This window comes from Chryseobacterium vietnamense (genome assembly GCF_031454475.1).
GTDB lineage: Bacteria > Bacteroidota > Bacteroidia > Flavobacteriales > Weeksellaceae > Chryseobacterium > Chryseobacterium vietnamense.
Genome location: NZ_JAVDQX010000005.1, coordinates 113,798 through 135,376 on the forward strand (window position 1 = coordinate 113,798; position 21,579 = coordinate 135,376).

A 21,579-nucleotide genomic window follows, 5' to 3' on the forward strand; every position below is an offset into this window, starting at 1 on the left:
TTCTTTTACAAACTCTTTATTGCCGATTCTAAAGCCAGCTCCATCATAGGATTCAAAGCTTTTTCTCTTTCGTCAGCAGAGATTTTCTCATGGGTAGGGATAATATCCGTTACGGTAAGAATAGTCGCTGCGTTTTTTCCTAAATGCTGGGCATTCGCAAATAAACCGAAAGCTTCCATTTCTACTGCAGGACAGTTATATTTTGTAGCAATTTCCGGAGTGTCAGGATCTTTTCTGTAGAAAATATCACTACTGTGGATATTGATTGCTTTAGCATTTAGAGATAAATCTTTAGCCGTTTCATTAATGGTGTTAAAGATATTCCCCTGGTGAGAAAGGATTTCGTCTTCAATTCCCCATGCATATTTGGCATAAGTACTTTCGCTGGCTGCTTTTTCAATATTTAAAATATCAAAAAGTTTAAGATCCGTATTGTAAGCACCACAAGTTCCAATTCTGATGATGGTATCTACTTCATATTCTGTAAACAGCTCAAAAGAATAGATTCCGATACTTGGGAAACCCATTCCACTAGCTCCTACAGTGATTTCTTTACCTTTATAAAGTCCTGTATAATATAAAATACCTCTGGTTTTACTTACCAGTTTAGCATTTTCTAAATAATTTTCAGCAATATACTGTGCACGAAGCGGATCCCCCGGCTGCAATACTACTTTAGCAATTTCTCCTTTTTTTGCACTGATGTGAATACTCATAATATTTTTTTGAATGAGGCAAAGATAATAACTTTTAGTTTGTTTCTGTAATTGCGAAAATGGGAACTGTGAAACCCTCTCTTATTAATAAAACATATAAGATGTTATTAATAAATGCTTTAAATAATTTTTTATAAAAAGTCCTTTGCAGAATTCAAAACCTAACCTTGTAAATACAGAACAATAAAAGAATAACGAAGAGCAGGTATCGTGAAAGCAGTCCGGCTACTTTTGCAGAAGTAAAACATATAACATTTTAAAAATGAAAATAGAGCATATTGCCATTTGGGTGAAAGATCTGGAAAAATCCAGAGCATTTTATCAGAAATATTTCGGAGCTGTTTCCAATGAAAAGTACCATAATCCTGTCAAAAACTTTCAGTCTTATTTTTTAAAATTTGAGAATGGATGCCGTCTTGAAATCATGACCAGTCCGGATATCAAAGAAAGTGAAAACTCTTACGAATCCCAACAGTTTGGAATCATCCACCTTGCATTCTCTGCGGGCAGCAAAGAAAAAGTAAACGAGCTGACAGAAACATTAAGAAAAGACGGATACAAAGTTGCCGGAGAACCGCGAATGACAGGAGACGGATATTATGAAAGCGTCATCCTTGATCCGGAAAATAATATCATTGAAATCGTATCATAATAAGTCATTGCGAGGAGCTTTAGTGACGAAGCAATCTTTATAGTAATAAATACGTAATTTCAAACCTTATAGGTTTTTAAAACCTATAAGGTTTAGATTATAAGATTTATTTTGCCGAAAATCTTTGATTTTCGTGCGCCTTAAAAACGGTATAATGCTGATAACCTTTGCGTCTTTGCATTTTTCAATACTTTAATTCCATATTTAACGTGAATCTTCTTCATAAAAATTTTATTCTCAACGAAATAATTTTATTTTTGTTAGATCATGGAAACCAAGTCACCGTTTTTAGACACGATGTTTTTGCTTCGTAAGGAAGAATGTATTACTCTTTTTTCTGGCTTACAGCAAATTTCCCCTCAGGAAGAGGCGGAAGCAGGAGATTATTTTGAAACAGAATTCGAAAAAGAACGACTTGAGTTTTTGTCTGATCAAATTACCTGTAACAAAGAAACTTCAGTTTGGGCAGCCAAAGTGCTCTACCATAGCGCACAGCTTTATCTCATTAGAGAAAATACAGAAAAAAATATTGATCATCTTATTCCCGGATTCAAAGGAACACGGGACATTCCTTCTATCTTATCTGCAGACTTATCACTGAGATTTTTACCACAGGTCATGGTTGCTTTGAATACCGCTGATCCTGAAGATCCACTGATTGCCATGCTGGAGAATATTCTTACGCAGTTTCACTATTCAGGAATAGGGTATGATCTTGATCTTGATCTGAAGAACGTGAACTGGAAGGAAGAACTGAAAGACAATACATACAGAAAACTCTATCTGGAAAGAATTGTTGAAAAAAAGGATTATAAACTGGCAGAAATTCCGTTTATCAATAAACTACTAATAGCCGAATTCGGAATGCACAAAGATGCATTCTGGCGAGAACTAAAAACTATAACCGAAGACCATAATGAAAACGTATGAGAAAGTATTTGAATTTTTAACTGACCCTACAAAAGAGACATTCCTGAAATGCCGTGAATTGGTAATCAATAACCCCGAATATGATCCCTATTCGGAAGATATTGAAAAAATACAGGATTTATTGAATGAAGAAAAATTTGAAGAAGTGATACAATATGTCAATGTCAATATTCTGCTGAGTCCCAGAGCACATATCTGTAAATACTTTGCTTATAAAGAACTGGGTGATGAAAAAGGCAGGAGTATTGAAATGACCATTGCACAGCTTATTTTCGAATGTCTTGAAAAAACAGGAGACGGAACCAAAGATTCTCCCTACATTATTACAAGAATTTCCGATGAAAGAGATCTGATCAGGCATCATCTCAATAAACAGGATATTTCACAAAGTTTGGTCAAAGACGAAGATCGAGTAATGGATGTACTCACGCTGGATGACGGAACTCAGTTGTATTTCGATATCAAAGTGCCTTATCAGAGACTCGCTTTCTCATTCAGTAAAAGAAATAAACAGCCGGAAAATAAAGAAGATAAGATCCCGAAAAAAAAGTGGTGGAAATTTTAATTTTTTAAATCAATGAACCAGAATATAAATCAGCTTAATACAGTTCTTAACTACGTAAAAGATACTTTTGTAGGTAAAAATGATGTCGTAGATCTGTTGGGAATATGCCTGTTGGCAAGAGAAAATGCATTTTTATACGGACCTCCGGGTACTGCAAAATCTGCAATTGTCAGAACGCTGGCTAAAACAGTGAAAGACGGAAAAAACTTTGAATATCTGCTTACAAGATTTACAGAACCGAATGAAATTTTCGGACCTTTTGATATCAGAAAACTGAAAGAGGGTGAGCTCCTTACCAATACGGAAGGGATGATGCCTGAAGCCTCTATGGTTTTCCTTGATGAGATCTTCAATGCAAACTCCGCTATTCTGAATTCCCTTCTGATGGCACTTAACGAAAAAATATTTAAAAGAGGAAAAGAAACAAAACACCTTCCTGCGCTGATGTTTGTAGGAGCAAGTAATGTTCTTCCGGAAGATGAAGCACTGAACGCATTATTTGACCGTTTTCTGGTAAGAATTAATGTAGACTATGTTAATCCCGAACTCTTACAACAGGTACTTCTGGCAGGAAGAAAACTGGAAAACGAAGAAGAAACAGAAATTCCGGAAATCCATGCTGACGCAATCAGGCAACTTCAGAGTCTGTGTAGAACAATAGATCTTAAACCCATTTATGAAGTTTATCTGAATACCATCATGAGCCTCAGAAATACCGGGATTGCTATTTCAGACCGTAGAGCGGTAAAACTTCAGAACCTGATTGCCGCAAGTGCTCTGATCTGCGGAAGAAATGAAGCGGTACTTTCCGATTTATGGGTTTTGAAACATATCTGGGATACCGAAGAACAGATTGAAATTCTGGAAGGGATTATTAACAGGACTATCGAGAAAGATGATCATCCGGATTCCCATCCACAGGCCATGCAAAACAAAACTCCCAATCCTGAAGAAGTCATGAAAGACGTAAAAATTCTTGTGGAAAAATGGAATGTAGGACCATTGAGTTTTGAAGAACAGAATGTGATTAAAGATAAACTGAGATACCTGCAAACCCGTTGCGCCTGGATCAGAAATCCGGAGCAGAAACAGTATATTCAGCAAGAAATTGAAACCTTATGGCAGAAGATCCTTCAAAGCGTTTAAAAGAATTCTGGGCGGAAATTCCCCGTGCTGATGAAGATTTTCTGGGTTCCATCAGAGACTGGAAGAATATTCAGATTGCCGTGGATGATGAAACAATCTGGTTAAAAGGTTTTACTGACGAACAGGCGGCAGCCTCAGTAATACAACAATTGCCGGATTTTATTCTATATGAACTTCGTGATGGGCTTTTATTCAGAAAAGAGGCTTTGGTTCCCAGCAAAAAGATGAGAACAGCATTGCTCTGGATTCCTATAGACAAAGCATTGCAGCTTAGTCTTCCCCCTTCGAACCAAAACTATTTCGGGATTCATGAACAGGTTCAGATACAACTGAAAGAAAGCAATGAAGAACACCCGGCAACCGCCTTACTCAGTACTATTGCTGATATTAAGGAAACTATTGCCACATTGCCCAAATTTAAACTTGAAAAAATACAATGGACTTTGCTGGGAGACAAAGCATTGTTCCTGGGAGTTCCTTTGCTAAGCTTTCCCGGAAAAGCCTACTGGACTAAAGACAGACATTTACTGCCGGCCGGTCTGGATTTTGAATTTAAAAATGTAAGCACACTGCTGCTGCAGAAATATAATAAAGAACAGGAAGGATGGTTGTTATGGGATGAAAATGGAAACTGTATTTTAATTAAAGATACCGATTTCCGTCCGTTGTCCATAAGCTCATTTCGTCTCACCGAAAAATCAAGAGAATGGAATTAAATACTTATTTCCAGTCCTACGAAAATTATTTTTGGGAATGGAAAACAGATGAAGATGTTCCCGGAGATTCCGGATACCATGAAAACAATCTTCTCTCGGTTCCGGGAGTGGGAGCGATAGCTTACAGGCCTTATGTCATGGAGATTTTGAATTATCTTCAGCCCGTGGGATGGCCTCCGTTCGGCGCATTGCTTATGGTTTTATATGCAATGCAGGATGGCTACACGGATTTTGCCGGCCCATTAAGACGTACAGCAGAGTTTTATAGCGGAGAAGATTTTGAATTCAGAGCGGAAAAACAAATTGAATTTCTTGAAAAAATAAAAACACTTCCAAAAGTTTATAAACAAAGGCAGAACAGAATTGTACTGCTGCAGACCCTTTTTGAAAACGGACACAACAGGCTGTCACCAGGGCTTTCCGATGGTTTCTTAAGATCCTATTATAAAAGACCGCATGAAATTGCTTCCAGTGCAGAAAAACATGATGAAGGCTCATCAGCTTTAAACAAAGATTTAAGTGCTTTGAACCTGAACGAAAAGTTTCCTACAGCACAGTCCATTATTGATGCCATGAAAGGATTGATTCATGAGCCGGAACTGGATGATGAGGTGGTAGAAGAAGAAACAACTGCAGATTCTGATAAAGATTTTATCAAAGAATTAATTGATGAGCCAAAGACCTTCCAGGTGGGAAGCCTGATCAAAAGAATCTGGAGTGGTCTGAAAATTCCTATGCGCCATCTTTCTCCGGGTGAACAGCCTATCGGAGGAATTTCTGATATGAGCAATAAAGGTGATTTCCATAGGATGCTTCTTTCCGAATTTGCCAATGAAGATGATGTCTTTATGAATCGTGTAGCCAATAATGAGGCACTTTATATTCAAAGAGAAATTCCACCTGAAGAAAATATTTTTGAAAGAATTATCCTGATTGATACTTCCCTTAGAAACTGGGGAACGCCAAAAGTGTTGGCTTATGCCTCTGCAATAGCCGTTATTAAGCATCCAAAAGCCCATTCTGAATGTAAAGTTCTGGCTTTGGGACAGGCTGCTACTCCTATTGCGCTGAACAAAGTGGAAGAAGTGGTGGAAAACCTCAATCAGGTAAGTGCAGTTCTGGAAGTTTCGGAAGCTCTGGAGAAGTTTTTTAACGAACATCATTCAGAAAAAGATGTGGAAGTTTTCTTCATTACCCATCAGGATAATATGGCTGATGAGGAAATTCAGCGGGTTGTACATCAGAATAGAGATCAACTGAAATTTTTGGTAACAACAGCTTCAGATGGTGAAATCAATTTTTACAAACATCACAAAGGAACAAGAAAGCATATCCAGAAAATAAAACTTCCATTGCAGGAGCTGTGGGCCAATCCGCCACAGCAAAAACAATCCACTCAGAACTTCAACGGAAAGAAAACCGATCTTCCACAAAACTATCCGATTTTATTCCCAACGCCGGTTAATAAGATCGCTAAGTTCTTATATGATGGAGAGTTTTTTATTCTGAGTTCAAAAAAACAATTGCTGAAGACTTATCTTTCCGATAACTATTACGACAGACATTCTTACGATTATTATAAAACCCATCACGGATGTGAAGTGTTATTTGATAAAATTTCCATAAAACCTAGAGGACAGTTTGCCCTCGCAAAAAACAGGCAGCAGCACTTTATTCTGTGTCAGTATCAGTCTGATCAGAAATTGATTTCAAAGCTTAATCTTAATACGGGAGAATATTCTGAACAGAATCTTACAGGAATGAATATTCCGGAATATTATCAGCTGACTTATTTCGGACGGACATTTTATATTCATCATCCGGACAGTGTTACCCATTATAAAATCAATATTGACGGGAATATTTCTGTAGAGCCTGTTACCGGAAAAGAGAAAGAATTTGAAAAAAATATTATAAAAGCTGAAGCAGAAGTCGCTAAATTGAAAGGAAGCGGATTGAGGATCATCAATAACTTCAATAAAATAGGAATTAATCAGCACAACAATCTGGTTGTTTCCGGAAATGAATTATACAGTGCCTCTGAAAACACACTTGATTTTTCTAAAAACAAATACGATATCAGAATTTTCGCAGAGCAGAATAAGAATAAATTCACATTCCCCGATGGAAGTGAAATTGTTACCGATTCAAGAGGAATGATAAGCTTCCGAAGCAGTAACAAAAGTATTGAAGAATTCTTTATTCCGTCTACGTTGGGCGGTTTTCTATCGTTAGCTACCTATACGGAATTCGGTGGATCAGAATATTATCTTCCGGAACATGCCCTGTTGAAAGTAAAAACAATGGATGATATGTGTGATAGGTTTTTAAAACCTTTTATAGAACAGATTTTGGATTATGGAGCTTAGAATAAAACCTTTCCCGAAAAATAACTACCCGAAAAAAGGACTTTTGATTAAAGGTCCTTCACCTGTGGTATGGCTTCAGGAGATGGAAATGCTTGGGGTCAATTTACATCAGGTAAAATCCTTTGCGATTCCTGCTGATAGTCCCAATGTACTGTACGGTTGTTTTCTCGTTTTTAATGATCATGCTCCCCATGAAATTGGCAGGAATGCTTATTTTCAAAGTGTAGATGACAGGCTTTTCATTCCGGAAAATACAACCTTTTATCCCCAAATAAATCCTGAAGACTGGGCACAGCTTGATTCCCGGTTTTTGATTATGCATCCCGAATTCGGACTCGTAAAACTCTCAGAAGAAATTGACTGGATTGTATTGATTCAGCAGCCGGGAACAATCACTGACAGCGTCCGAAAACCACTGAATGGAGTTTCAATCCCTCAGAAAATAGAAAGCTATACGGTGGAAATGGATGATGAAAAAGTAATGGAAGCATTACAGCCCAAACAAACCGAAGAAGAATGGATGAATGATCTGCCATTTGACCTTAAAAAAGTATTGGCCGGAAATAAAAAAGAAATAGAGAAATACCTGAAATATATTGAAAAATACCCAGAAAGAGCGATAGAATTAGGCGTTTCCCTGGATGTAATGGGAACTTCCAGAGGAGATGGTTTTGGCAAATTTACATGGCTGGAAGGACTATTCGGTGGTGGTTCAGAAGGTAAAAAGGAGAGCGCAGGAACCAGAAATTTTCGCAGAGTATTTTGGGCGGTCATTATTGCGGCAATCGTTTTAAAGATAGCATTACCTTCAGATAGAAATAGTTCTGAACAGGAAGAAAATACCAATTCATCGGGAACTATTGTAAACAGCACAGTAAAAGAACCTTCTGATATGATAGCTTTCCAGTCCGGGACATCAGAAATTGACCTTAAGATAGATTCAATATATCATCAGGAAAGAAAAGGGCTGTCCAAAGAACTTATTCATGCCGGAATTATAGAATCCAAAACAAAAGAAGACAAAGAAAATTATAAAAAAGCAGGAGGAAGAGATGTAAGCGAAATAGGAAGAGATATCGAAAAGCTTGTTAATAAAGAAAAACAGAGCAGAGATTCTCTCAAAACCATCTACACAAAGAAAATTACAAAACACCTTGAACAAAAAACTGAAAATCTGAAACGTAAAATTTCAGACTCTTTAAAACAATACACCAAAGGAAAACCAGTGAATGATGATGTTGTAAAATACCTTCTGAAAAAGAAGAAGGCATTGATGGCTGATTCATTAGGAAAACTGTACGGAACATTGGATATTGTAGATCCTTCTTCTGCTGCTATCGATAAATCAAAAGTGAAAGCCGTGGGAAAGGAAGGAAACCCATTAGAGAAAAAAGCCCCGATATCAGATATTATGTATATGGTGATCCTGATGATTGCCGGTGTAGGACTGTACTCATTCCTGTTTAAAAACAAATCTTTGAATCTGGGTGGAGACAATGTACCTGGCTGGGTAAAGTTTGTTTTAATTACCATTCTAGTGGCTATGCTTGTGTATTTGTTTTATCCGCTGGTAAAAATGTTTGGATACAACTGGTTTGTATGGGTTATGGTCGTTTGTGTGTTATTACTCCTTTATCGTCTGTTTAGAGAAGATAAAACCATTTTAAACTCCGATGATGATGAATAAACAGAAATTTATAGACAAATTCATGGCGGCATTTGTACTGCTTGCCCTATTTAAGGTTATCGGAATTGTAGCCCAGTTATTCCATGAAAGTTTCTGGAATGTGGTTGGAACATTAGGCGTTTTCTTAATTGTAGCCTTCATCATACTTCTTGTGATTACTTCTTTAAAGGATAAAGAACGGAACAAAAGCAATTCTGCCGGAAGAAAAGGCGGTGGAAGCAGCAGTTTTTATCTGGAAAATTCACTTTTCGACAGAATCCGCAGCAAATATGAAGAGCTGGCCGAAAAATACATTGCGGAAAAAGACTATAAAAAAGCAGCAAGAATCTATATGAATCTTTTGCAGGACAACTACAGAGGTGCAAAGACATTGGAAAATGGAGAACATTATAACGAAGCAGCAGTAGTATACCTTAAAAAACTGAATAACAAATCCGATGCTGCCGTTTGTTATGAAAAGGCAAAACAGCATAAAAAAGCTATTGATCTTTACAAAGAAATGGAACAGAAAGAAAAAGTAGGAGATCTTTATAAAGAAATCAACGATCTTAGAAATGCCCATTACTATTATCAGATGGTTGTCGATGATTATGTGAAAAACAACCAGATGGTAAAAGCTTCTTTGGTGTACCGGAAAAAGATGGAGAAAACAGAAGAAGCCCAGAAGGTGTTATTGAAAGGATGGGAAGAAGATAAAGATGCTTTCAATTGTTTGAATAACTATTTCGCCAATATCTTTGACATTAAAAAATTAGAATCTGAAATATTGAATTTATACGAAAAGACTCCAGCCTATAAAAAAATTACTTATCTGGAAGCAATGAAACATGAATTCAAAAAAGATCCGAAATTACATACTACAGTTAGAAATATAGCCTACGAAATTATCGCTGATAAAGTAAGCACACGCTCAGAAATTGTGAATGAACTCAAATTTTTTAACCCTGATGATGCAGTAATTTTCAAAGATATCTCAAGATTCAAAACCGGAAGAAATAAAATGTTTAGAAATTAAAGAGAAAATAAGATGGACAATACTGCTAAATATCTTCATTTTAAATTTGATAATAAAAATCCTTTTGAAATTGCACAGGAAATAATATCAAAAGGCAAATTACCACTCTATGCCGTAAAAGTAATTAAGGAGAAGTTTCCTGCATTCTCATTAATGGAAGCCAAAGAAGTTATTGTTATAGCAACTTCAGAACATAAAAGTCTTTATGATTACCAAGGAGAGTTATTCACACAACTTGAAAAACTTGATGAAGAAATGAATAATATTAATTAATGGAATAGAAAACTTTGCATGATATAATTTAGCAGACATCTTCATCAAATCAATTCTTAATTGATTCCCCTTAGCTCCCTAAAATAAGAAACTCCTGAAATAAAACTTTGCGTTGAAGATAATATAGTAATTCTGTTTTGTTGTTTTGCGTATCCAAAACCTCCCTAAATTGTGAAAATTATAAAATAATATCAAAAAAGATTTATCTTTGCACCAGAAAATTATGACAATACAAAGAGCACATATCAATGCAGAACTATTCGAAAGTCCTTCTAATAAAGGATTATTCGGATATGATGAGGTGATATGGAATGAGGCGAAATGTGCTGACTTTGGAAATTATTTACTATAAACTTGTAAAAAATTAATCAAAATACAACAGAAACGCCTCGGAAAACCGAGGCGTTTTTTGTTTTTTAGGTCAGAAATTATTTAGAATGAAAAAAAATAACCATAAACATGAAAAATTTTTAATAAACAATGAAACTTTAATACGATAAAATAGAGTGATAAGCAACCCAGTGAGAGACAGTCATTTAGGTAATTAAGATATCTGCAAAATATTGCGGACAGAAATTCTCTATGCTGAAAATACGGTGTAATTATCTGATTATCAATAATTTAATTTAAAAATTTATTTGCGGATTCCAAAAATTCATATTTACTTTGCAACCGAAAATTGAAAGCAACAGGTTTTCAGGATTCAATTAAAAATAATTTAGAAACAAACAAAAATAAAATGAAACATTTACACAACATATTCAATCAATATTCAAGACTATTCGGACAGGAACCGACAGGTGTTGCGTGTATTCTTGAAAGTGGAATTGTGGATAAAAGGTGCTTATATACGTGGGTCAGCTAATGATCTCTTACGTTAAAATATATGAAGCGCCTCCCGAAAAGAGGCGCTTTTTTTATGGTTTCTTTAGCTTATTTGGTAAAGCGCCGGTCTGTGGAACCGGAGAACAGGGTTCGATCCCCGGAGATACCCAAAGGAGAAAATCTCATGGCTCAATTGGATAGAGCGTCGGTTTACGACACCGAAGGTTGAAGGTTCGAGTCCTTCTGAGATTACAAAGAATGTGAATTTTAAAATTGACAAGTGAAGTGGATTGATATTGACTATTCATGACTTTAAAAACAATCTCATAGCTCAAATGGTTAGAGCACCGGTCTTTTAAACCGGGGGTTGAAAGTTCAAATCTTTCTGGGGTTACAAAAGCGGTTCCGTAGCTCAGCTGGATAGAGCATGGGTTTTCTAAACCCAGGGTCAGAGGTTCGAGTCCTCTCGGAATCACAAAAAGGTTCATGGAAAATTTCCCATCCGGCTGTCTCCCGGAAAAGAAACAGAAGTGAACCCCAAAGCTGGAAAGATAACGGTGGTTGTTTATCCGCCTTGGACACGGGAGGTCGCAAGTTCGAATCTTGCTTTCCAGACAATTTGTTCCATTAGCATAGTGGTAAGTGCATTCGGCTTGCTACTGAACGGGAAAGGGTCAATCCCCTTATGGAAACAATGATTTCGTAGCTCAAGTGGTTAGAGTGTCGGTCTGATACACCGAAGGTTGAAGGTTCGAGTCCTTCCGGAATTACAATGATTTTGTAGCTCAATGGCAGAGCGCCGGTCTGTTAAACCGGAAGTTGAAAGTTCGAGTCTTTCCGGAATCGCAGGTAACTAATTGTTAATTGTTTCAGGAGAAAAAGTAAAAGTTTGTCGAGAGCAGAAGATCTTTACGCCAAACACGGAAAATACAGACAGGCTTTTCTTCTCTCCGGATTAATTAAAAGTTAAGATTATCATTTATAAATTTTTAGGTAAAATAAAGTTTGTTAAGCGCAGAAGTTCTTATATCAAACAATTTTAGACAGACTTTATTTTTTTTAATCTGATGGTTCGCCGAAGTGGAAGAGTCGGGGCGGTCTGCAAAACCGCTGTGTCAACTGAGTGGGTTTGAATCCCATAGCCATCTCAATGTAAAAACTATAGGAGATATAAGAATCTTTTATCAAGATCTTTTATCATCTATAGCAAAGAATATCCTTTATTAATAAAAGAAAAAGGCTGTCGAGCGCAGAAGATCTTTAATCAAACATTCAATAAAGACAGACCTTTTCTTTTTAAAAGAAAAAAATGAGGAATTACTTATTCATTACTAATTGCTCATAAAATCCGGAAGTACGCCGAAGTTGGAGAGTCGGGGCAGACTGTAAATCTGTTGCTTCATTGCTGAGTAGGTTCGAATCCTACTACTTCCACCAACCACTGATAATGTAATGGCAGCATGCAGGAAATGTACTCTTGTTGTTCAGGTTCGATTCCTGGTCGGTGGGTTAACGCTCTATTCGTCTAACGGTGAGGACGCCTGCCTTTCGAGCAGAAAACAAGGGTTCGATTCCCTTATAGAGTACTGGATGTGAATAGCTGGTCAATATTGAATGATATTAATACCATGAAAGTTCAGATTTTTTTAAAAAAATTGGCCAGTTACCATTCACACAAAAAAATGAAGAAAAGAGAAAAGGACTGTCAGAGCAGAAGATCTTTAGTCAATAAAAATAGACAGCCTTTTACTTTTTTTTAACAAAACACCTTAGGAAATGAGAAAGGTTTGTCAAGCGCAGAAGATCTTTACAAATACTAGCAGGCATAATTTATAAACAGACAGAGCTTTCTCAAACCTAACATTATATGAGTAATAAGCAATGAATAATGAGTAATAATAAAAGAGAAAATATTACTTATTACCAATTAATCATTACTTATAAAAAACCTGCGGGAATGGTGGAATGGCAGACACTCTTGATTTAGGATCAAGCTTTTGGGGGTTCGAATCCCTCTTTCCGTACCAAAAATGTAAGTAATAAATAATGAGCAATGGATAATAATAAAAAGAGAAAATATTACTCATTACCAATTACTTACTCATGAATTACTCTGATAGTGTAATGGCAGCATCTCAGTCTCCAAAACTGATGGTATCGGTTCGAGTCCGGTTCGGAATGCAAAGTATGAAACCAGTAACGGGTTATCATTTATCAATTAACAATAATCATTTATCAATTTAAAATATGTAGAAAAAATGGAAACGCAACAACAAACATGGCAGAATATGAATGGAAAAATTTTCCAACACTCTATCACACAGCTGGTAGAAGAAGCCATCATCCGCGAACAGGCCAACGGACACCGTCTGAAAGTATGTGTGGGATCAGACTCTCATGTATATGGAGATGCCATCAATTATGCTACGGCAGTAGTATTTATTCGTGAGGGAAAAGGAGCGTTTACCTTTATTAGAAAAGAAAGAGAAATACAGAGTATCAGTATCAAGGAGCGAATGCTGAATGAAGTCAACAAATCCGTTGAAATTGCATACGCGATCTGCTCTGTGTTGGATACTTATGGTGTGGAAATGGAGGTACACGCAGACATTAATACCGACCCGGATTTTAAATCCAATGTAGCATTAAAAGATGCCATGGGATATATTCTCGGAATGGGATATGTGTTTAAAGCAAAACCTTTTGCCTTCGCAAGTTCCAACTGTGCTGATATGATGGTGTAATAAAGCTGGAAGCTTAATAATTATAAAATTAAATCATGGAAAAAACAAAAAGATTACTATTTCTGGATGATATAAGATATCCTGTTGAGGCCTATCATTATACAAAACAGGATATTTTCTTCAGAAGCGACTGGCATATCGTTCGGAACTACGAGCAGTTTGTCAACAGGATTTTGGAAAAAGGACTTCCGGAAATGATCTCTTTTGACCATGATCTTGCAGACGAGCACTATTTGAAACAGGATTCTCAGGAATTTGTTGAAAAAACAGGATACGACTGCGCCAAATGGCTGGTAGAATATTGCATGGATAATTATTTGGATCTTCCAAAATTCTATAGTCACTCCATGAATCCGGTAGGAAAGGAAAATATTCTTTCCCTTTTAAAAAACTTTAAAAACTAAAACAAAATGATTTTCAAAACATATAACGCTATAGAAAATGCTTACCAGGCCCGCGTGATCGAACAGATCAGGATGCAGGGTTTTGGGGATGAGGTTTTCATAGTACAGGAAAAAGTTCATGGAGCTAATTTCTCTTTCTTTACCGACGGAAAGGAAATTAAAATCGCGAAGAGAACTGCTTTCATCGAACAGGATGAAAAATTTTTCAATGCACATCAGATTTTGGAACGCTACAGAAAAAATGTAATAGAAGTGTTTCAGAAAGTGAAAACCATACACCCGGATGTAGAAACTGTAGTGATCTACGGTGAATTGTTCGGTGGCGGTTACAAACATAAAGAAGTAGAACCTGTAAAAGATACTGTGAAGGTGCAGAAAGGCATTGAGTATGCCCCTCACAACGAATTTTACGCTTTCGATATCAAATTGAATGGGATTACCTATTTGGATACAGAAGTGGTCAATCAGATTTTTGAAGAGACAGGATTTTTCTATGCTAAAATTTTGTTTCAGGGAACCCTGGAAGAAGCTTTGAAATTCCCCAATGTTTTCAATTCACAAATTCCGGCCTGGCTGGGATTACCTGAATTGGAGAACAATATGTGTGAAGGAACCATCGTAAAAACTTTGAAAACCAAATACTTTGGAAACGGAGCCAGAATTATTCTGAAAAATAAGAATGAAAAATGGGTCGAAAAATCCAAAATGGTTAAAAAAGAGGGTAAAACTGTTCATAAACAGGTTCATTTCGGTGAAAAAGCGCAGGAAATCTGGGAAGAAATCCAAAAGTATGCTACAGCCAACAGATTGAATAATGTGGTGAGCAAAATAGGCGAATTCGAACCTAAAATGACAGGTAAGGTGATTGGTCTTTTTTCACAGGATATTTTAGAAGACTTTCAAAAAGACTTCCCGGCAGCTTTTGCCGCGATTGAAAAAGAAGAGCAGAAAAGGATCAACAAAAAGTTGAATTCTTTAGCGATTGATTTTATAAAAGAAGAGTTGATGACTCTTAAAGTATAGTTTCGGTAATTTTTTACCGAAACTTTTTTATGTATAAACTTAACCATCAATATCAGAAGAACGAAAACACTTCATTGTATTAAAGAGAAATAAGACTTATGAAAGTGTGACAATTCCCATCCTTTGGAGGGGTGGCGAAAATTCAAAGAATTTTTGACGGGGTGGTTTAAAAAAGAAAAAACAATTAAAAAAATGAAACCCAATATATTTTTTACAGCAGACCATCATTTTGGTCACGAGAATATTATAAAGTTTTCAGAGAGACCCTTTGAATCACTGGACCACATGAATGAAGAACTTATTAAAAGATGGAATGAAAAGATTGAGCCTGGTGATACAGTCTACCATTTAGGAGACATGAGTTTAGGAAAACCAGACTTTACAAAAGAGATTTTGGATAGATTAAATGGAAATATCCATCTGATTAAAGGCAATCATGAAGGAGCAGCTTTAACGTATCCCAAACGATTTACCTCCATCAGAGATTATCACGAACTGAAAATTGATGAGCCGGACCAAAGCAATGGCAAACAGAAAATTATTCTTTTCCATTACGCCATGCGTACCTGGAATGGCTCACATCGCGGTGTCTGGCAGTTATACGGTCATTCACACGGAACACTGCCGGATGATGAGATGGCACTCAGTTTTGACGTTGGGGTAGACTGCCACAATTTTTATCCGGTTTCCTACGAGGAAGTCAAAGAAATAATGAAAAGGAAAAAATGGACGCCTCCATTTGCTCCAAGAAACTAACAATTAACAATGAAAGGAAGCTGAAGAGAACTATAAACCTGATAACTTCTTACCTCCAGTTTCTAATTTCAAAAAAATCATGAATACAACCAATGAGATCATAATCATCGATCTGGAAGCCACATGCTGGGAAAACGACAGAATTCCCGTCGGGCAACAGGTCGATATTATCGAAATAGGGATTTGTAAATTAAACTTAAAATCAAAAGCAATTTCCCAAAAACAAAGCATTTATGTAATTCCTGAAAGATCAGAAATCAACAGATTCTGTACAGAACTGACCGGAATTACTCCTCAACTGATAGAAGAAAAAGGAATCTATTTTGAAGAAGCCTGTGAAATGATCAGAGATCAATACAGTTCCGCACCGCTTACATCGGCAGGATATGGAAACTTTGATGGAGAGCAGATTATAGAACAGTGTGACTGGCTCGGGATAACCAATCCTTTTTCAGAAAACTATATGAATGTGATGCATGAATTTAAAAGACATTTTAAATTACACAAACAAATAGGACTTAAAAGAGCCTTGAGTTATCTGAATATGGAATTTGAAGGTACCCATCACAGCGGAGCAGACGATGCTTACAATACAGCCAGAATTTTAAGTAAGATTCTGTAAATAGTAATCAGAATGGAAGACTGAAACTAAAGGCGGGAGGTAATTCACAGACTATGGAAACTTCCCGTATCCGTCTTCTATCCTTTAACAATTAAATTTTAAACAAGTGAAAACAACAGAAAATATATTAATAGTAGACCTTGAAGCAACGTGCTGGGAAAACCGGCCTCCAAGAGGTCAGGAAAGTGAGATCATCGAAATCGGAGTATGCATTATGAATGCAAAAACCGGTAAGATCTATAAAAATGAAGGGATTTTAATAAAACCCCAACATTCAAAAGTAAGTCCGTTCTGTACGGAACTGACCACCCTTACCCAAAATATGCTGGATCATGAAGGTATTATGCTGGATGACGCTTTCGATATCCTGAGAGCAGAGTATGATTCCGAAGAACTGACATGGGCAAGCTATGGAAATTACGATCTGAATATGCTTCAGAATCAGGCAAGAAGATTCTACACAGATTATCCGATGAGTGATGACCACATCAATGTGAAGACATTATTCGGTGAAATTCACCCTACCATCAGGAAAAGTGTCGGAATGAACAGAGCTTTGGGTGAATTGGGGATGACTTTAGAAGGTACCCACCACAGAGGAGTAGATGATGCCAAAAATATTGCAAAGATTCTGCATTGGTGTCTTCAAAAGTCCTTATAAAATTTTAAAAATTCATATATTTAAATATCTTGATTCTTAATATATGATTGAAAAATATAATGTGCTGGAGCATATCAGAATGCGACCTGCAATGTATATAGGTTTTCTGAACCATTTTGGCTTTAATGAATTAGTAAGCTATTTTATTGAAGATTTCATCAGAGCAGGAATCTATGATATCATTTTCATCCTGAAAAAAGATAATAGACTGATCATGAAATGGACCAGTCCTGAAAAAACGCTTTTTAATACAGAAATCATAAAGAGTATTGATCAATATAAACAAGGAGAGTTTTATTTATCATTGGCAGGTATTATTGCACTGACGGAGTATTCTTCAATTGAGATTAATGGTTTACCTGTATTACAATCAGAAAAAGGAAATTTTGATATTTTGGACAGCATCAATCATATTAATGAAGAAGAAGCATGCAGTTGGATGATTGATTTCATTCCTGATCAGGATATTTTTAAAGGTTTGATTTTGAGTTATAAGGTTTTGAATGATTTATTCAGAAGATTTTCCTTTTTGAATCCAAATTTGAAAATAAGAAGTATTGATGAATCTGGAGATGAACAACAGATTAATATTTTTCATTACTCAGATGGTTTAGCTGAGATCATAGATTATGAAGTGCAAAAGAGATTGCAGTATGATTTCTGTTTTTTTACATTGAATTTTCAGAAAAAAACAGAATATTCATATTCAGTAGCATTTGCCTTTGTTGATAGCCAGGTCTTTAAACCTAAAATCAAGATGTACGCCAATTATAAAGAAACCATTTTGGGAGGATCTTTACTGGATGGAATTATACAGGGATTCAAGATGTTTTTGAAGAAAGAAGCGGCAAAGAGAGATATGAAATTGAATATAAGTTCGTCAAGACTAAAAAAACACCTGTTGCTTTATGGTTCTGTGCAGGGAGATCTTACATTTTTGGGTTCAACAAGATGGACGCTTGGAACTCCAAAAGTACAGACAGAAATTAAGAAATTTATGTATGAAGAACTGAAACTTTATTTTGCCAACAATGAAGATAAGGCAATTCATATTCTACAAGTCGTACAGGATGAATAGTATAAAAAGGCTCCCTTTAATATGGGAGCTTTTTGTTGATAGTATTGACAATACTTTCACTGTATATCATGTAATTCCATCGGAATAGAATGTCCATCCCTTCAATGAGAAGCCATTAGGCATTGGGAATAGAATCCGCAATATCTTTTCCACAATCAGGATGAATGATCAGAGTAGGAACTCTTATTTTCTTTAAGAGTTCAGCATCATACTGGAAAGAGCCTATAGCTAAAGGTTACGGGATGATTTCATTTTGGTCCCTGTATTTATTATTTTAAAAAAAATTAACGTATCCGTAAGGTAAACTGATTTTGCCGTATGGTATGATAATTTCTGAAATTAAGACACCAAATGATGTGTAAATATCATAGTAGACAGCTTTTATCTACTTTTTTATCAATATATCTTTAAACAGGGAATTGTTTTTGTTTTGTTAAATGCTTTAATAGCAATTGTTTTATTAACTTAATATTTGTTAAAAAAATCACTTTTATGGGATAATTTACTGTCTCTCAGTCATTTTTTTTTATTTTAGCTGACAAGAATGAATTTATGCTTATTGATGAGGGTTTTAAGAGAAAATACTTAAACTGTAAAATAAAAGAGATGGTTCTTTTTCTTAAAAAACTTATACCAAAAGATAAAAAAGAAGTCGTTGCTCAATAACCTGAAACAAATTTATACATCAAATTAGAAGCACATGAAAGAAAGACTTTATGAGATCCTTAATGAGGAAAAGATACATGAGATTATCCCTTTTTTAAAAGAGCTTAGTAATGAAGAAAGGAAAACACTGGTGCCATCTATAAAGAAAATGGATCGTGAGATCAGTAAAATTGTAATGACTAAAAACTCCTACCATACGGCAGGATCTGTGAATCAGCATTCCATTATAGATATAGCTTCATTTGTCTGCATGGACAAAAAGAATTTTGGTAAAAACTACTGGAGTCTTTTCCGCAATGCAGAACAGACTGATCAGATACTGGAATGGGGATGTCCGGATTGGTTTTCAGACTTTATCAATGAATCGGTTGAAGCTGAATTTACAGCATTTAATTATAAAGATATTTTAGGATGGACAGAGAAAGGATATGTACAGCCCAAACCGGAATTATTGGGACACCATCTCAGTAATTACCCGGCAGATCTTGACGGCCATCCGGAAACCCTTAATACTCATTTTTGGTATTTGTGTGAATATCCTTCCAAATCTTTACCTTTCCGTAAAGAATGGTTCCCTATTGTTCAAAAGCTTATTACGGATAAGAAAATTGAGAGAAAAAGATTTCTGAAAGAGTGCCTGCTGGCTGCCAACAGAAACTTTAATAAAAATGTCACAGGTTGGTTTATGGATGCGTTTACATCATTAAAACCAACGGAAGAAGAATTAGCTGATCTACAGGATGAATTGCTTGCAGGACTTGTTTCTTCACAGTCAAAAGCGGTAAATACAATATTATCACATCTGAAAAAAATTGTGGAAACTTCTGAATTTAAAAATGAAGAATTTTCCCATTACCTTCCGAATCTACTGAGTTCAGAGGTAAAAACAGTAGTGGTTTCCAGTCTGGGACTTACTGAAAAAATATTCCAGAGAAAGAAAATAGATCCGGATATGCTTGGAATGGCTTTAAGTACAGCGTTTGTCAGTAAAGATGATGGTATACAATCAAAAGCAGCGAAGATCATCCTTAAATATATTCCGGCTTCAGAAAATATGATAGTAGCTCTGTCTCATTATTCTGATAATATATTATCCAATGTGCGTCCTCTTTTGGTAAAATATATTGAAGAGAAACAGCCGGAACTGGAGGCGATTGCTTCAGAAAAACTGTTGCTGACTTCCGATAGAAATGCAGTACAGATACTTCAGAATTTTGAAGATCTTATGTTCTATCTGCCTCTGGCAATGGATGATCCATATAGCTATCACTGTGATATTGCTTTGACGGGATTTATCAGGTTTGCCGGAGATGTGGATGAAGATTCTGTAAAACTGATGGAACCCGTGTTTTTGAAAGCCTGTAAAACCATTGCAAAATGGGAAGTTCCTTATCTGAATGTTTTACTATGCAATGCCATTATCAATTATGGGCTGGCTTTAATGGAGAAATATCCGGTTCAGCTGAAGAATCTGGAAAAGATATACCAGAAAACCAAAGAAGAGGAAGCGACAAGAGAGTCTTACTCCAATTATCAGAAAAAATTAGGTCCTATAGAAGATGTTGGAGCAGATTGCCCTGCAAGACAGGCTTTTAAGGATATAGCTATATATGCAGTTGAAAAAATAAAATCCGGGGACAAACTCCCTTTATTGTTTCCTATTACCCATGCACCATGCTGGATTTCTCCTGTAACACTGGTGGAGAGATTGGAGCGCTATCAGGAAAATAATGCAGAACCTCATCATCTGGATATTCAGCTGGCCCTGCAACGTTGTGCTTTGGATGATACTTCAAAAGCTATTGCTGAAGCAGAGAAAAGATTAAAAGGCGAATATAAAGAATTACTGCTTTTCTTCTTTGGAAAAAATGCAAAGCCGGAAGGTAAGTTTATCCATCCTTCATGGTGGATGACAGCTGGAATTACCCGTTCACCTGAAACAGTTTTTGAGGAATTTAAAGATTTCGGATATAATAATATTTCTGCAGAATTCTTTACTGGAGATTACCAATGGAAAACCATTGACAATAAGAAAAATTCATACTATCCGGTAGAACTGAATATTACGATTCCAAAATATCATCTTGAAAAAAGAAAAGAGCCTCTGTTCATGGAATATTTTGTTGCAGAGCAGAAAGAGCTTAATGAAATTCCTGCGCTGATGCTTTGTTTCCCCAATACTCCTGCAAATGCACTGGCGAAAGTAATTAAATACTGTCTTTTCTATTCGGGAATTGCTGAAGTGTTTGAAAGAAGTCTTGTTTTGAATACTGCGAATACGCTTTATCAGATTAAAAAACCTCTGGATGAAATCGGTTATTTGTTTCTTGGGACTATTTTCCTGGACAGTGATAAGACCATTCGCGGAACTGCTGCCGAAATCTGGCTTGAACATGTTTCTTGCCAGATGATGGATAATGCAAGGCTGGGAAGAGTAATTGGTCTGCACGAAAAACTGGAATGGGCACCGGTGAAAAGATTCACAGATCTTATGCAGCACCACATGCTTAATGTAAGTAAAAATCATAATACAGCTCTTGAGGAATTGATTTTCAATATTTTACTTCAAATGGAAGAACCTGTTACCAATCTGAAAAGAATTCTGGAAATCTACCACGAAGTATTGGCTTTGAACCATTCATTCGTACATCAGGAAGTCGTTGAAAAATTAAATATCTGGAAAGAAAACTCAAGCCTGAAAAAAATCTGTAATCTTCTTCTGAAAAAATAG

General features: G+C 36.1%; 20 protein-coding genes and 12 tRNA genes. 31 read left to right on the forward strand and 1 reads right to left on the reverse strand.

Annotation, left to right across the window (positions count from 1 at the left end):
* Positions 1-5: 5 nt before the first annotated feature.
* Positions 6-716, reverse strand: a complete 711-nt coding sequence (gene deoD / locus J2786_RS18960) for a purine-nucleoside phosphorylase (RefSeq protein ID WP_047428333.1) — start codon at positions 714-716, stop codon at positions 6-8.
* Between the two features lie 262 nt (positions 717-978).
* Here deoD and J2786_RS18965 point away from each other — a divergent pair, with 262 nt between their 5' ends.
* The 31 genes from J2786_RS18965 to J2786_RS19115 all read left to right on the forward strand — a co-directional run bounded on the left by J2786_RS18965 (position 979) and on the right by J2786_RS19115 (position 21,579).
* Positions 979-1,368: a VOC family protein gene (locus J2786_RS18965; RefSeq protein ID WP_047428331.1), complete on the forward strand. Its 390-nt coding sequence runs from the start codon at positions 979-981 to the stop codon at positions 1,366-1,368.
* A gap of 264 nt (positions 1,369-1,632) precedes the next feature.
* Positions 1,633-2,298: a conflict system bpX4 domain-containing protein gene (locus J2786_RS18970; protein WP_510183762.1), complete on the forward strand. Its 666-nt coding sequence runs from the start codon at positions 1,633-1,635 to the stop codon at positions 2,296-2,298.
* A complete protein-coding gene (locus J2786_RS18975; protein ID WP_047428328.1) occupies positions 2,285-2,863 on the forward strand; it encodes a DUF4919 domain-containing protein in 579 nt (192 codons plus the stop codon). Before J2786_RS18970 ends, J2786_RS18975 begins: the two co-directional genes overlap by 14 nt.
* A gap of 12 nt (positions 2,864-2,875) precedes the next feature.
* Complete coding sequence (locus J2786_RS18980; protein ID WP_047428323.1) at positions 2,876-4,009, forward strand: AAA family ATPase; 1,134 nt, start codon at positions 2,876-2,878, stop codon at positions 4,007-4,009.
* Positions 3,982-4,725 (forward strand): hypothetical protein, encoded by a 744-nt coding sequence (locus tag J2786_RS18985; protein WP_047428320.1) that lies wholly within the window; start codon positions 3,982-3,984, stop codon positions 4,723-4,725. Before J2786_RS18980 ends, J2786_RS18985 begins: the two co-directional genes overlap by 28 nt.
* Entirely contained in the window at positions 4,716-7,094 is a 2,379-nt protein-coding gene (locus J2786_RS18990) for a hypothetical protein (RefSeq protein WP_047428317.1), read from the forward strand. Before J2786_RS18985 ends, J2786_RS18990 begins: the two co-directional genes overlap by 10 nt.
* Positions 7,084-8,781: a bpX3 domain-containing protein gene (locus J2786_RS18995; protein WP_047428313.1), complete on the forward strand. Its 1,698-nt coding sequence runs from the start codon at positions 7,084-7,086 to the stop codon at positions 8,779-8,781. Before J2786_RS18990 ends, J2786_RS18995 begins: the two co-directional genes overlap by 11 nt.
* The gene (locus J2786_RS19000) at positions 8,768-9,796 is read left to right on the forward strand and encodes a soluble NSF attachment family protein (RefSeq protein WP_310026342.1); all 1,029 of its coding nucleotides are present in this window, start codon (positions 8,768-8,770) and stop codon (positions 9,794-9,796) included. Before J2786_RS18995 ends, J2786_RS19000 begins: the two co-directional genes overlap by 14 nt.
* A gap of 12 nt (positions 9,797-9,808) precedes the next feature.
* Complete coding sequence (locus J2786_RS19005) at positions 9,809-10,069, forward strand: hypothetical protein (RefSeq protein WP_047428307.1); 261 nt, start codon at positions 9,809-9,811, stop codon at positions 10,067-10,069.
* Between the two features lie 223 nt (positions 10,070-10,292).
* A complete protein-coding gene (locus tag J2786_RS19010) occupies positions 10,293-10,421 on the forward strand; it encodes a hypothetical protein (RefSeq protein WP_047428305.1) in 129 nt (42 codons plus the stop codon).
* A 387-nt stretch (positions 10,422-10,808) separates the two neighbouring features.
* Positions 10,809-10,934 (forward strand): hypothetical protein, encoded by a 126-nt coding sequence (locus tag J2786_RS19015; RefSeq protein ID WP_262711519.1) that lies wholly within the window; start codon positions 10,809-10,811, stop codon positions 10,932-10,934.
* 62 nt (positions 10,935-10,996) lie between these two features.
* Positions 10,997-11,064: transfer RNA gene (locus tag J2786_RS19020), tRNA-His, on the forward strand.
* An 8-nt stretch (positions 11,065-11,072) separates the two neighbouring features.
* Positions 11,073-11,146, forward strand: a tRNA-Arg gene (locus tag J2786_RS19025).
* A 68-nt stretch (positions 11,147-11,214) separates the two neighbouring features.
* Positions 11,215-11,288 (forward strand) — tRNA-Lys (locus J2786_RS19030).
* A gap of 7 nt (positions 11,289-11,295) precedes the next feature.
* Positions 11,296-11,369, forward strand: a tRNA-Arg gene (locus J2786_RS19035).
* 68 nt (positions 11,370-11,437) lie between these two features.
* Positions 11,438-11,509, forward strand: a tRNA-Pro gene (locus tag J2786_RS19040).
* Positions 11,510-11,590: 81 nt separating this feature from the next.
* Positions 11,591-11,664, forward strand: a tRNA-Ile gene (locus J2786_RS19045).
* A 4-nt stretch (positions 11,665-11,668) separates the two neighbouring features.
* A tRNA-Asn gene (locus J2786_RS19050) sits at positions 11,669-11,740 on the forward strand.
* 220 nt (positions 11,741-11,960) lie between these two features.
* A tRNA-Cys gene (locus tag J2786_RS19055) sits at positions 11,961-12,042 on the forward strand.
* 202 nt (positions 12,043-12,244) lie between these two features.
* Positions 12,245-12,331 (forward strand) — tRNA-Tyr (locus tag J2786_RS19060).
* Between the two features lie 77 nt (positions 12,332-12,408).
* A tRNA-Glu gene (locus tag J2786_RS19065) sits at positions 12,409-12,480 on the forward strand.
* Positions 12,481-12,845: 365 nt separating this feature from the next.
* Positions 12,846-12,921 (forward strand) — tRNA-Leu (locus J2786_RS19070).
* An 83-nt stretch (positions 12,922-13,004) separates the two neighbouring features.
* Positions 13,005-13,075: transfer RNA gene (locus tag J2786_RS19075), tRNA-Trp, on the forward strand.
* 77 nt (positions 13,076-13,152) lie between these two features.
* A complete protein-coding gene (locus J2786_RS19080) occupies positions 13,153-13,638 on the forward strand; it encodes a ribonuclease H-like YkuK family protein (protein ID WP_047428299.1) in 486 nt (161 codons plus the stop codon).
* 35 nt (positions 13,639-13,673) lie between these two features.
* A complete protein-coding gene (locus J2786_RS19085; protein ID WP_082001913.1) occupies positions 13,674-14,042 on the forward strand; it encodes a cyclic-phosphate processing receiver domain-containing protein in 369 nt (122 codons plus the stop codon).
* A gap of 6 nt (positions 14,043-14,048) precedes the next feature.
* On the forward strand, positions 14,049-15,065 hold the full coding sequence (locus tag J2786_RS19090; RefSeq protein WP_047428296.1) for an RNA ligase, Rnl2 family: 1,017 nt from the start codon (positions 14,049-14,051) through the stop codon (positions 15,063-15,065).
* Between the two features lie 192 nt (positions 15,066-15,257).
* On the forward strand, positions 15,258-15,821 hold the full coding sequence (locus J2786_RS19095; protein WP_047428648.1) for a metallophosphoesterase family protein: 564 nt from the start codon (positions 15,258-15,260) through the stop codon (positions 15,819-15,821).
* Positions 15,822-15,900: 79 nt separating this feature from the next.
* Positions 15,901-16,443 carry a 3'-5' exonuclease gene (locus J2786_RS19100; RefSeq protein ID WP_047428293.1) on the forward strand — a complete coding sequence of 181 codons (543 nt, stop codon included), beginning with the start codon at positions 15,901-15,903 and terminating at the stop codon, positions 16,441-16,443.
* A gap of 106 nt (positions 16,444-16,549) precedes the next feature.
* Positions 16,550-17,104 (forward strand): 3'-5' exonuclease, encoded by a 555-nt coding sequence (locus J2786_RS19105; protein WP_047428291.1) that lies wholly within the window; start codon positions 16,550-16,552, stop codon positions 17,102-17,104.
* A 43-nt stretch (positions 17,105-17,147) separates the two neighbouring features.
* Complete coding sequence (locus J2786_RS19110; RefSeq protein WP_047428289.1) at positions 17,148-18,182, forward strand: DNA topoisomerase subunit B; 1,035 nt, start codon at positions 17,148-17,150, stop codon at positions 18,180-18,182.
* A 700-nt stretch (positions 18,183-18,882) separates the two neighbouring features.
* The gene (locus tag J2786_RS19115; protein WP_047428287.1) at positions 18,883-21,579 is read left to right on the forward strand and encodes a DUF6493 family protein; all 2,697 of its coding nucleotides are present in this window, start codon (positions 18,883-18,885) and stop codon (positions 21,577-21,579) included.